This window comes from Paenibacillus dauci (assembly GCF_000971985.1).
Taxonomy (GTDB): Bacteria; Bacillota; Bacilli; order Paenibacillales; family Paenibacillaceae; genus Saccharibacillus; species Saccharibacillus dauci.
In genome coordinates this window covers 176,497-188,281 of record NZ_LAQQ01000008.1, presented here as the reverse complement: position 1 = coordinate 188,281, position 11,785 = coordinate 176,497, and the positions used below count along the sequence as shown (strand labels likewise).

General features: G+C 49.4%; 11 protein-coding genes. 9 read left to right on the top strand and 2 right to left on the bottom strand.

Annotation, left to right across the window (positions count from 1 at the left end):
• Nucleotides 1-46: 46 nt before the first annotated feature.
• From WH46_RS21230 to WH46_RS21210, 5 genes are all read left to right on the top strand, one after another.
• Nucleotides 47-1,885 carry an ABC transporter permease gene (locus tag WH46_RS21230; RefSeq protein ID WP_046228260.1) on the top strand — a complete coding sequence of 613 codons (1,839 nt, stop codon included), beginning with the start codon at nucleotides 47-49 and terminating at the stop codon, nucleotides 1,883-1,885.
• Nucleotide 1,886: 1 nt separating this feature from the next.
• Nucleotides 1,887-3,029 (top strand): ABC transporter ATP-binding protein, encoded by a 1,143-nt coding sequence (locus WH46_RS21225; RefSeq protein WP_046228259.1) that lies wholly within the window; start codon nucleotides 1,887-1,889, stop codon nucleotides 3,027-3,029.
• A gap of 112 nt (nucleotides 3,030-3,141) precedes the next feature.
• Entirely contained in the window at nucleotides 3,142-3,912 is a 771-nt protein-coding gene (locus WH46_RS21220) for a PHP-associated domain-containing protein (protein ID WP_046228258.1), read from the top strand.
• Between the two features lie 191 nt (nucleotides 3,913-4,103).
• Nucleotides 4,104-4,940 (top strand): MurR/RpiR family transcriptional regulator, encoded by an 837-nt coding sequence (locus WH46_RS21215; protein ID WP_046228257.1) that lies wholly within the window; start codon nucleotides 4,104-4,106, stop codon nucleotides 4,938-4,940.
• Between the two features lie 143 nt (nucleotides 4,941-5,083).
• Entirely contained in the window at nucleotides 5,084-5,698 is a 615-nt protein-coding gene (locus tag WH46_RS21210; RefSeq protein ID WP_046228256.1) for a DUF6707 family protein, read from the top strand.
• Here the strand turns inward: WH46_RS21210 and WH46_RS21205 are convergent.
• Both WH46_RS21205 and WH46_RS21200 read right to left on the bottom strand, forming a co-directional pair.
• Entirely contained in the window at nucleotides 5,691-6,224 is a 534-nt protein-coding gene (locus tag WH46_RS21205) for a hypothetical protein (protein ID WP_046228255.1), read from the bottom strand. The genes WH46_RS21210 and WH46_RS21205 overlap by 8 nt on opposite strands.
• Nucleotides 6,225-6,273: 49 nt before the next feature.
• Complete coding sequence (locus WH46_RS21200; protein ID WP_046228254.1) at nucleotides 6,274-8,577, bottom strand: Mpv17/PMP22 family protein; 2,304 nt, start codon at nucleotides 8,575-8,577, stop codon at nucleotides 6,274-6,276.
• 253 nt (nucleotides 8,578-8,830) lie between these two features.
• Here WH46_RS21200 and WH46_RS21195 point away from each other — a divergent pair, with 253 nt between their 5' ends.
• The 4 genes from WH46_RS21195 to WH46_RS21180 all read left to right on the top strand — a co-directional run bounded on the left by WH46_RS21195 (nucleotide 8,831) and on the right by WH46_RS21180 (nucleotide 11,731).
• Nucleotides 8,831-9,328, top strand: coding sequence for a HEAT repeat domain-containing protein (locus WH46_RS21195; RefSeq protein WP_017811739.1), 498 nt, complete (start codon nucleotides 8,831-8,833; stop codon nucleotides 9,326-9,328).
• An 80-nt stretch (nucleotides 9,329-9,408) separates the two neighbouring features.
• On the top strand, nucleotides 9,409-9,672 hold the full coding sequence (locus tag WH46_RS21190) for a NifU N-terminal domain-containing protein (protein WP_046228253.1): 264 nt from the start codon (nucleotides 9,409-9,411) through the stop codon (nucleotides 9,670-9,672).
• 271 nt (nucleotides 9,673-9,943) lie between these two features.
• The gene (locus WH46_RS21185) at nucleotides 9,944-10,903 is read left to right on the top strand and encodes an MraY family glycosyltransferase (RefSeq protein WP_046228252.1); all 960 of its coding nucleotides are present in this window, start codon (nucleotides 9,944-9,946) and stop codon (nucleotides 10,901-10,903) included.
• A 303-nt stretch (nucleotides 10,904-11,206) separates the two neighbouring features.
• Nucleotides 11,207-11,731 (top strand): hypothetical protein, encoded by a 525-nt coding sequence (locus tag WH46_RS21180; RefSeq protein ID WP_046228251.1) that lies wholly within the window; start codon nucleotides 11,207-11,209, stop codon nucleotides 11,729-11,731.
• Nucleotides 11,732-11,785: the final 54 nt, after the last annotated feature.

Here is an 11,785-nt window from a genome sequence, read left to right as displayed (position 1 = left end):
CTTCAACTATATCTACATCAAATAACTCAAAAAGGAGGGGAGCCGGATGTCCAGCAAATCATTACAGCCCATCTCCCTAAAACGAAACCGTAGCCGTCTGTGGAATCAGGTGACGGGCTGGCTGCGCAATCCGGTGAACCTGATCGGAACGATCGGACTGCTGTTCCTTGCTTATACGATTATCTGGCCAGTCATCGAGATTCTGATCGCGACCTTTGTCTGGAAGCAGCAGGATATGCGGATTACTGCAGCAGCCAATCCGGGGCACTTTACGTTTTATCACTGGCAGCGGGTGCTGGCGAGCGAGATTAGTCCGTCCCTGTTTTACAAGCCGATTCTGCACGCTTCGGCGGTGGCTGTCACCGTATCGTTTATATCGATGGTGCTTGGCTGTGGACTCGCCTGGCTCGTTACCCGTACAGATCTTCCTTTCAAAAAAGGCATTACCTTTCTCGCGGTAATTCCGTATCTGCTGCCATCCTGGGTTATCGCGCAAGCCTGGCTGACTTTTTTCAAAAACGAAAAAATTGGCGGGACGCCGGGTATTCTGCAGTCGCTCACTCATATGAGTACGCCAGACTGGCTGGCTTATGGATTCGTACCGATTGTGGCTTCGCTGTCGATCCATGACAGTGTGTACTTTTTCCTGCTGGTTGGTGCTGCGCTTAGCTCGATGAACAGCCAGTTGGAGGAAGCTGCCAGTATGAGCGGAGCAGGCCGTGCGCGCATTTTGCGCCGGATCGTCTTTCCGCTAATGTTGCCGGCGATTCTGTCGGGATTCATTCTGACGTTTACCCGGGCGATCAGTTCGTACGGCGTACCGGCGATACTGGGTACACCGGTTGATTTCTATATGATCTCGACGATGCTCTATTCCAGTATGCGGGCCAGACTGACGACCGAAGCGCATGTGCTCAGTCTGATGCTGATGCTGATCTCGATGCTGATGATCTATATGAACCACCGGATTGTCGGCCGTCAGCGAAGCTTCGTCACGGTCACTGGCAAGGACAGCCACAAGACATTGATGCCACTGGGCCGGCTGCGTCGACCGATGGCAGTAGTCACTGTCGTGTTGATGACACTGGTATCGGTAGTGCCGCTGCTGATTCTGCTGGTGCAGACATTCATGCTGCGTGAGGGCGTCTACACAGTCGACAACTGGACCTTGCATTACTGGCTTGGCGGTTCGATAAGTGGCATTAATTCCGGTGAAAAGGGTGTGCTGCAGAATCCCATTTTCCTGCTGGCACTGCGCAACTCGCTCTGGATTGCTGCGATCTCTTCGGTTATTGCTGCCGTGGTCGGTCTGATCCTCGGCTATGTAGCTGCCAGAGGCAAACAGACATGGATCGGGCGTATGGTGGATCAAGTATCCTTTTTCCCGTATCTCATTCCGGGGATTTCACTGTCGGCCATTTATATTACGATGTTCGCCAAGCCGCATTTTATCGTGCCGGCGCTGTACGGTACCGTCTGGCTGATTATTCTGATTACGGTCGTCAAAGAGCTACCTTTTACCGTCAAGGCAGGCAGCGCATCGGTCATGCAGATTGGCGGTGAACTGGAAGAATCCGCCCAGATCAGTGGAGCTTCCTGGTGGACGCGGTTCCGCCGGATTCTGCTGCCGCTGAACCGTAAAAGTCTGCTATCCGCCTTTTTGCTTGTGTTTATCGGAGCCATGAAGGAGACCGAACTGATCATCATGCTGGTCACGCCGCGGACCGAGACACTGACAACATTAACATTTGAATATGTGGAAAAGGGTTATACCCAATTGACCAACGTAGTGCTAATGATCATGATCGCGATAGTAATTCTGGTATATTATCTGGCGACTAAATACGGCAAGGCGGATCTGACCACAGGGATAGGAGGGCAATAAGATGAATGCAATTGAACTGCAGGGAATCCAGGTGAATATGGGTCGCAAACGTATATTGAAAGGCATCGACCTGACGATCGAGCAGGGAGACTTTATGACTTTTCTCGGTCCATCTGGTTGTGGCAAGACGACACTGCTGCGTACGATTGCCGGTCTGCAAAAAGCAGATGGCGGCACGATTGTGCTGAACGGCAGGGAAGTAGCCAATGGAGAGACTGCTTATCATATGGACCCTGCCAAGCGAGGACTCAGTCTGGTGTTCCAGAGCTATGCCCTGTGGCCGCATATGTCGGTCTATGAGAATGTAGCATTCGGTCTGCAGGTAAGGCGCCAGTCCAAAACCGAGATTCGTGAGAAAGTCATGGCGGCCTTGACTAAGGTACGTATCGCCGATCTGTCAGAGCGTTATCCGGGCGAATTGTCCGGTGGACAGCAGCAGCGGGTAGCGATTGCCCGAGCGATTGTTACCGAGCCGCAGGTGCTGCTGTTGGATGAGCCGCTATCCAATCTGGATGCCCGGCTGCGTGTCGAGATGAGAGCCGAACTCAAGCGGCTACACCGTGAACTGGGAGCGACAATTATTTATGTAACCCATGATCAGCAGGAAGCATTGACCCTGTCGACCCGGATTGCCGTGTTTTTTGAAGGTGAGATTGTGCAGCTGGATCGTCCGCAGACACTATATCAGCGTCCGGCTACACTACAGGTTGCTGATTTCTTCGGCAATGGTGGAATGGATACGAATCATTTGTCTGCCGAGCTGATTGCAACAGATGGCGGACGGAGTTACCTGAGTTCGCCGGTATGCTCCTTTCCGCTGGAGGGAATAACGCTGACAGAGACAATGCCGGTTATCCTGACGATCAAGCCGGAGCATATTCAGCTGCATCGCAGCTATGTGCCGCAATCGGTTCCCAGCGTGGTCGAAGCCGTCTTCCCGGCAGGAGCCGAGACACTGGTCAAGCTGATGACAGAGGGCAGCGAGCTGAGTGCTCGCGTGCTTGGGGACGCAGAATATAGCTGTGGAGAGACCGTATATATCACACTGAATCCGGAACATATGAATCTATATAACCAAGGCAGCGGTGTACGGCTGCCAGGAGTTCGTCCAATTACACCCACCAGAGAGATGATTCGGGCCTGATGGATCATCGCAATACTATTCATCCGGCTACCGGGTAATAGTTATCCATCTATGTAAATTAACAAGCTGTAATAATCTACTTATTGCATGTAACGTTATGGAGGAATTTATAATGAAAATTGATTTTCATATTCATGCCAAACTGTCCAAAAAAACAGACTTCTCAATGGAGCATTTCTATACCATTCTGGATGAAGCCAAAATGCACGGCCTGGATGCGATTATTCTGACCGAGCATTTCAACACCCGTCGCTTTGACGAGGTATATGGCACATTGGATCAGCATCTACCGTGTAATGGACATTATTATGACCGTGATGGCTTCCGCATCTTCACGGGAATGGAAGTGGATGTCGCAGAAGGTGGGCATATTCTGGTGAGCGGACCCAAGGAGGCGCTGCTGAATGTGCGCCAGGCACTGGAAAGCTATACCTCGCCGGAGCACTTTATTCCGCTCGAAGGATTGTTCGATCTGTGTCATCCAGCCGGTCTGATGGTGATCGGAGGACATCCATTCCGTGAATCCAATCATCTATATCATGTAGCACCGGAGCTGCTGCGCCGGTTCGATGCTTTTGACCTGAACGGCAAGGATCTGCATGAGATCGGTATTCAGGAAAATATCGCCAAAGTACTCACACTCGGAGAGCAGCATCAAGTACCTGTGGTTGCGGGCAGTGATGCCCACCAGATGTTCCAGGTAGGCTGCGTATTCAACGAGCTGCCGGGTACGTACGAGACCGTGGCGGATATTCGCCAGGCGATTCAGGATGGGCTCTGCCGACGTACCATTTCCCCTTCGCTACATCTGCAGGTACGCGCTGCCAATGCAGTGAAAAAGCTGCTCAAGAAAAAAGTCGAAGTAACCGACTCACCGAACTAAGCAAAAGATGCTATACAGGCTGTGCCTTATTTCAGGCAGCAGCCTGTATAGCATTCTGCATCATCAACAGGTATTTCTGCGTATCACTAATCTCCTCGTATTGTACAGATGGTGGATATGGCAGCAATACAGGCAGATGATAGATAGCGAGATGACAGAATGATTATGGACAGAAAGCAGAGGGTCGCACCATGGAACTTACATTTGCCAGCAATAGGCTGTCCCGCAGTCATCAGCGGGTAGCCGATTATATTATCAAAAATATCGAAGGCATTCCTTTTATGGTGGAGGAGGATATTGCAGCTGCCTGCAAAGTCAGCGTCTCTACTGTCTCCCGTTTCTGGGCGGAGATTGAATGCCGCAATCTCAAGGAATTCAAGTATCGGGTCAAGGAAGAAGGGCTGGTATCTCCCTCCCGCAAGCTGCAATCCGCATTTGACCGTATGGAAGAGCAGGGCAGTGCTTCCGCGCAGATGATGGATACAACCGCCTATCTGCAGCAGACCGCAGATCGGCTGGAGCAGGATGTTTTCGACCGGGCGGTGCAATTTCTAGTCGAAGCGGGTACTGTGCATATCTATGGTCCGGGCTCAGCTCGTGCACTGGCGTCACTATTGGAATTCCGGTTAACCCGGTTTGGTAATCAGGTGCGTACGATAGACTATGGCGGTCATGAACTGCTGGAGTCTTTTATCCATATGCAGGCAGGAGATACGGTAGTGCTGTTCGGATTCGTCTCCGAATCGCCGGAACTGGCTTCCCTGCTGGATTATGCCAGGGAAGCTGGCTGCCGCACGATTCTGGTAACCGATCTGGCTGTCAGTGATATGAGGCGTAAGGCAGATGTAGCATTGTATACTGCCCGAGGTGAAGTGTGGGAATTTCATTCCATGGCAGCGCCGCTCGTGCTGTTGGAGACATTGATTGTGGCAGTAGGTAAATCTCAGGAACAGCAGGCGATGCAGCGCAGTGAAGAACTTCATCGGCTGCGTCAGCAGTATGGCAAATGGCTGCCCAAGCAGATCTGAACAAGTAGACAGTGCAGGAGCTGGGATCATGATCAGGCAGCAAAAGCATTCCCTTGATGTCTAGGACAAGAAACTGCCGAACAGGACAGGCTATTGTATAATGAACAGCAGTATCGTTATATAGCCAAGGAGGAATACTATTCATGAAGCTCAAAGATGCTCTAGCCATTATCTGTGACAATGCCGAGGCTGCTGATTATCTGGCCAAGATTCCTGCCCGTTCCAGACGAACAGCCAAAGGAGAACTGGAAGCGTATGTCCGATTGGGTTGGCTGCTATATGCACTCGATAAGACGGATATCGCTCGCCCGATTGTAGAGCCGCTAACCAGCGTTCCTTTTGAGAATAATTATGATTACTGGACCTGGATCGAATATGCCTTGATTCTGCAGGCGGAGTTGTCCACCGGACAGGAACAGGGAAAAGCGATCCGCGAGCAGGCTGTAGCTGCTGTAGAACAAGCTGTGCAGACAGGAGAAGCCGCAGTCGTACAGGTAAAACAAAAAGTGCAGAGCCGCTTCCTGAAAGGAGAGACTCTGCACACAGATTATATCGAAAAAGCGGTTCAGCATCAGGATGAAGTCGCTGAAGCGAACGCAAGATTGCTGCATCTAATGGATCTGAGCAAGTTGTCCCTACTGGGCGGTTCTGCCGAATATCCGGCAGAACAGGCGGCGCGTGAAGCAGCAGCGCAGCAATCGCGTATACGCGAAATTGCCGATCGGCACGGATGGATAGAGCTCGATCCGTTCAAATAGGGATACCATTCATCCACTTCAGCCAGTGCTTCAGATCAACAAATTGCTGCTCCTGCTGACTGGAATATCGCCATACCTGCGGTTCGGCAGTCTCTTCCGGCCAGACCAGCAGAGTATAATCCCCATTCTCTTCATTCATCACGGACAGGACAGATAGCTGCTCATCCGGGTAAAGGGCAGGGGCACTGCCTTCCCGGTGCTCCCGCATCATGGTAATCCATTCACGAAAATGAGGTTGGTGCAGCAGTTCGCTCATCTGTACAGGGTCCAGCAGATGCTCGCCCAGATCCTGCCAACTGCCGGCATAGCTGAATCGCTCCCGAAGCTGGGAGCTGACCGGCTGCTGCACTTCCCTGTTCAGTGTCGGAATATGATCCACTATGATGCCGGGCGCGATTTTCAGCCGAATATGGCTTCGTGCTTCCATTTCGATCATGCCTGTAGCTACCAGTTCCTGTACCTTCTCTTCCATGCGTGCAGGGAATCGGATTTTGTACTGATCCAGCAATTGCGATATGGACTGCATAAGGCGTTTCCTCCTGTCGTGTGCCGAGATGGTCATATTTCACTTTCTGCTATTCCACCGAGGCATATTTTACAATGACGGCTTCGCGTTTTTGCTCATTATAGGCAATCCACAGCTCGTCACCTTCCATTACCCCGTAGAGCGGCTCAATCGACTGCTCGATCCGGTATTCCACACCTTTGCGCTCTACAATGATTGTAGCAAGCGGCCGCTCGCCGGTCGTCCCACGGAACTGTACGGAGCGTACAATTGCACTGCCCTGACGACCGCGCAGCAGTTCCGCTTCCCGTTCGTATTCCGCGAGCTTGACGCTGACCGGAATCTGAATACCCGGTTGTAATCCTTCAATCATATGCTGGGGAACAAATTGACTGTTCAGGCGGGACACACTGCCATGCGCACTTTCCGTAACCAGCTCCAGCAGCATGAGCTGACGGCCATCGATATGAACCGGATACTTTTGCAAATGGATCAATCGCCCTTGCAGCGCGGTATGATCTTGTTTGCGATACACAGTCGATTCACCATAGCTGAACATACGGGTAGTCCCGCCAATATGGAGTAGGGTAGCGATATCGCCTATCCGGTAAAGGAACCCCGGAGATTGAACAACAGGTACATGGTAGGACTGTCCTGCAGCTTCGAAATGAAGCAGTAATGCTTCTCCACGGTTGACCGGTCCGTAGCTGTCGATTTTCCGCAACATGGCGGATGGAATCGTCTCCGGTTCATCGGAGGGCAGATTATTGTTTGGCCTGTCATTTTCGGTCACGAACAGAGCCTTGCCAGTCACCGGATTGTAGCTGATCATGACCGGATCGCCGCTTTTTGGCATATGCAGATAAGAGACAACCTGGCGAATCTCGATCTGTTCGCTGCGTCCTTCATGAGTAAACCCTACCAGGAACCGGATCAGCGGCTGATCATTGATACGGGTGCCGGTTTCTTCCATGGACAATATTTTGGCCTGCAACAGTATGCCCTGCTCTAGTTGTTTGCGTCTTCGCAGGGTCAGGATCTTGATCAGCACAGGCACGATCAGGAACATGATGACCGTAATGAACAGCCAGACCAGCCAGTTGATAATCAGGGCATTCCATTCCTTCACGTAACTGATAAAGCCCTGTACAGAAGGACGCTGATCAGCGGCTATCAGTGCAGTATTTTGCTGCCAGCTGGTTACTTCATCTGTAGTTAGCAGGTTGACGCTTCCTTTACTGGTATCGATCATGCCACCAGAGTGATCGATATAGGAATAATACAGGAGCGATTGACCAGACGGCTTGTAGAAATGCAGATCATGGCTGGTCAGATCATCGACCCCTAGCGAGCCGAGCAGTTTGGTGACATTGGTGAATTGACGGGACTGCTCATTATAGATGTAGCCGGTGCGGGTTCCTTTGACCGGGTCTTTGGTTGTTGATCCGGCGATCAGCACTTCCTCATCGTTCAATAGGAACATGCGGGCAGCATAGACCGGTTTGGGTGTGGATAGTAGCCGGATTTTGTCATCGTTGTTGTTGTATGCATATACTTGCTCCGGATAATCGGTCTCTACAGCCAGATGGGTAGATGTAGAACCTCCGAAGTGCTTGCGGAACTGTGCCTGGGCATGGTCTTCGGCATCAAACGGCTCATCCCGTTCAGGGTGGTAATATACATCCAATTGGTTGTTATCGTCCAGTATGCCGCTGATATAGGCTTTCGTCTTATCGGCGAGAGTAATTTCGAACATGGGAATCATGCCCGGTTCATCCCACACACTGGAGGTGTCCGTAATTGTAGTTGGACGCTGCCCCTGGAAATAAGAGCCGTCATTCAGATCAATATAATGCAGCTGTCCATTATGAATCTGCGCATAAAATGCCTTCGGAGTCGGGTCAGCCGAAGCATCAAAGAAGATCAGACGTCCACGCCATTCGCGGGTACTCCATTCTAGATAGTTGTCAATTTTGCTGGAACGATTGTAGATTTGTTGCGGTTGTTCCTTACTGTTGATACGATACGCCAGCAGATTCTCGTTGGCATCTTTGACGGCGAGGATCAGATCGTCCTGTTGGTAACTGGCCGCCGTTTGTTTGAACATATCGGAAGGCAACTGGAGGATGCCTTCGTAGCGATGACTATCTGCATCATATGTATAAGCGACGATATGATCATTTCCCGGCCTATCCGTAATTCCGATAACCGTATGACCCTGATCAGCGAAAAAAACATCCTTTACCTGATCAATCCTCGGACTAGCAGGGGCCTCATTGAGTTGTCCTGTGTAATCTCTCCATACCATCACACTGAGTAAAATGACTGGAAACAGAAAAATAAGACTGGTTGCAGCGGAAAATACTTTTTTCATTTACATTCTCCTCGGATAAAGTGAAATATCGGGTAATACGTTATGTACTTATTCGTTATAAACGTCCCTATAAATGTAACATACCTGCCAGTCATCTTGCTAAAGCGTCCTCAAGAAGTATGGATAACAAGGAATTTGACCGAATCGGGACATAGATTGTATATTCCGAGAGCGGTCCGGTTATATATATGTTAGTATAGAAGCTGGATAAGAACATGTCCGTACAAAGAAGTACAGAGGAGACCTGAATATTTTGACAACTGAAGACCATTCCAATACACAATATGAACTGCCCGAGAACTATAATGAACTGAAAAAAGCAGCCCACCGTACAGCAGATTGGCAGCAACGCCTGCATGCTGCACAGGAGCTTGGACAATATGATCTGCCGCCTGTTATTGATCTGCTGCAGCATCTGATGAACCATGATCCGGTAACGGCTGTACGTGTAGAAGCCCATAAGCAGCTGCGAGGTCTCGGCCAGGATGTACAATTGCCGGAGCGTCACAATACCGAGCTGTTCAACCATATGACCAAGACACTGATCCGTATCAAAAAAAGCCTCCCGCGTGAGCATACGTACGAGGATTTCAAAGACAAGCTGAACAAAATGCGTGCCGATATCTACAATGCCTATGAAGGCGAAAAAGGGGAAGAGTTCGATAGCTGGCTGCGCGGCAGATGGGAATCCCTGGATCTTACTCGCAATCCGAAAAAAACACCCAAGACTAATACACGTACGGAAAAGTAATAACCACTGAATACACATTGCCGAAAGCAGGCAGCACTGCTGCTTTGTATATACTATTCCCTTTGTAAAGGAGCTTAACTATGGCTATTCAAATTAATGTTCAGACAACGCCTAACCCGAATTCCGTCAAAATCAATGCAGATCGTGCCATTTTCGAAGGAACAGGCAGTACTTCCGTCAAAGCCGGTGACAGCATAGATCATGCTATTGCACAGGCACTCGTTAATATCGATGGTGTCGATAACATCTTTGGTATGCGCGACTTTGTAACAGTCAGCAAACTGCCTGATGCGAGCTGGGATAATATCATGCCGCAGGTAGAACAAATTTTCGAACAAGCGTAATTTGGATCGGGATCTTTGCCATTAATATGGTTGTGTTATGACCTATAGTCCAATCCGAAAACCGGCCTCCTGTGGGAGCGCTGGTTTTTTGTGCTTGAACCCGGAGCGGTGTAGGAAAATAGTGAAATCCAACAAACCCTGTGTTTGCATGCCATGGCAGCTACCAATTATGACAAAAATATCAGTTTTGTCGCTATTGTAATGATAGGCGTTTAGGCGTATATGTTATCTTAACTGGTATCCAATCTCATTTCGATCACAAGGAGGAACCATGCCATACATTGCTGCTTTTATTGTGTCGTTTGTGTTTGTGCTGATCACGATTCCCCTGCTGCGCAAATGGGCGATCCGGCTTGATTTTGTAGATAAACCAAGACCGGATAGCGAACGCAAGCTGCACCGGGAGCCTATACCGCTAATGGCGGGCATTGCTTTGTTTGGCGGCTTCGCAATCTCGTACATATTATTTATGGATGCGGGTCTGTGGAAAATGACAGCTGTTATGGTAGGGTCACTGCTCGTACTGGGTATCGGCTTGATAGATGACTGGTACAAAGTGAGCCGCCGCGAATTTCCGGCGCTTCCGAAAATGATCGTACAGCTGGGAGCTGCGCTAATTATTTATATGGCAGGGATTCGCTTCTCCGGGTTCTCAAACCCTTTTAATGATCAATATATTCTGCTGCCGGACTGGCTGCAACTCGTGCTGACACTGCTCTGGATTTTTGGTGTGACTACTGTCATCAACTTTAGTGACGGGATGGATGGACTGGCAGGCAGTCTGGCAACGATCTCGGCGGTAACACTGTTCATCGTCGCAATGACGCAGGGACAGGGTGGATCGGCAGTAATGGCGATCAGTCTGGTGGGAGTAGGACTGGCTTACTTACGTTACAATAAGCCACCTGCCAAAGTATATATGGGTGATTCGGGGGCGACCTTCCTCGGATTTGTTCTGGCGATTATTGCACTGGATGGCGCATTCAAGCAGGCGACACTGCTGTCGCTGTTTGTTCCGATCCTGGCGCTGGGCGTGCCTATTTTTGATAATATCTTCGTAGTCATCAAGCGCATGATGAATGGCAAACCAATCTATGAAGCCGATGCGACTCAGATTCATTATCGCCTGCTGTCGAGTGGGCTGAATCAGCAGCAGGTACTGCTCGTATTGTGCCTGATCAGCGTTTGTCTGAGTCTGTCTTCGATTATTCTCGTACTGCTGCCTGTGTAATAGAATAGACAGATTATGCAGGCTAAAAGCTTCTTCCTGAGGGAAGGAGCTTTTTTGTAGTTAACATTTTATTATTTATAATTATCCACAAATTACATTATATACATAATTTAGTAGATGAGGTATTGTGAAAGAAGGATATATCGAAAGGAGGACGATTATAGAGGAGTCTGTTATTTTGTTATCCAGCAAGCTGTGAGGGTATTGTGAGCGATGCAGCATCCTGCCTGAAGTCAGCATGATCATACCTATATATGCTGCGAGTATTATCGTTATCTGCATTACACATTCAGGAGGGAATTTATGAGAAAAGCAATGTTGTATTTGCTGTCCGTAATGATGCTGTTGCTGCTGATTACGCCTTCATCTACAAGAGCTGCTGCGGAAGATAATGTATCTTCTAATGTCTATTCGGCGGCTGATTTGCCAACCATTTCATCACAATCTGCTCCGACAGTAAATTCGGAAGGTGCATCCCCTTCGGAATGGCGGCGCTATTATTATTACACCATGCTGCTCAATGTGGAAGATGGATTCGGATTCGGAGATGATCCGAACCTGACTCATGGTCAGACGCTGGCTAATACGCTGCCTGCCATGATCAAGGCAGAGACTGGCCGTGATGTCGTATTTTACGATTTTGATGCCTTTTGGGACAAAGACGGACGACGTTTATTCCTCATCTATATGATGGTATACGATGAGAAAATTCCGGATGTGGTCAAATTGCGTACTCGTCTGAATACAATGAAATGGTATTCTGATATGTTTCCGGTATACGAAGGTAAGCCTCTGGTAGAGCGATTCTCGTATGCTCCACGTTGGTAGCAGCAAATATACCAGCAGAATGATTGTATTTAAAAGTAGGAATCGTTCTTTTGG

What these genes read in the sequence shown, in the direction of transcription:
- WH46_RS21225 (WP_046228259.1), top strand. Translation starts at nt 1,887, where the DNA reads ATGAATGCAATTGAACTGCAGGGAATCCAGGTGAATATGGGTCGCAAA.
- WH46_RS21210 (WP_046228256.1), top strand. Translation starts at nt 5,084, where the DNA reads ATGAAGCTCAAAGATGCTCTAGCCATTATCTGTGACAATGCCGAGGCT.
- WH46_RS21200 (WP_046228254.1), bottom strand. Translation starts at nt 8,577, where the DNA reads ATGAAAAAAGTATTTTCCGCTGCAACCAGTCTTATTTTTCTGTTTCCA.
- WH46_RS21180 (WP_046228251.1), top strand. Translation starts at nt 11,207, where the DNA reads ATGAGAAAAGCAATGTTGTATTTGCTGTCCGTAATGATGCTGTTGCTG.
- WH46_RS21205 (WP_046228255.1), bottom strand. Translation starts at nt 6,224, where the DNA reads ATGCAGTCCATATCGCAATTGCTGGATCAGTACAAAATCCGATTCCCT.
- WH46_RS21215 (WP_046228257.1), top strand. Translation starts at nt 4,104, where the DNA reads ATGGAACTTACATTTGCCAGCAATAGGCTGTCCCGCAGTCATCAGCGG.
- WH46_RS21220 (WP_046228258.1), top strand. Translation starts at nt 3,142, where the DNA reads ATGAAAATTGATTTTCATATTCATGCCAAACTGTCCAAAAAAACAGAC.
- WH46_RS21190 (WP_046228253.1), top strand. Translation starts at nt 9,409, where the DNA reads ATGGCTATTCAAATTAATGTTCAGACAACGCCTAACCCGAATTCCGTC.
- WH46_RS21230 (WP_046228260.1), top strand. Translation starts at nt 47, where the DNA reads ATGTCCAGCAAATCATTACAGCCCATCTCCCTAAAACGAAACCGTAGC.
- WH46_RS21185 (WP_046228252.1), top strand. Translation starts at nt 9,944, where the DNA reads ATGCCATACATTGCTGCTTTTATTGTGTCGTTTGTGTTTGTGCTGATC.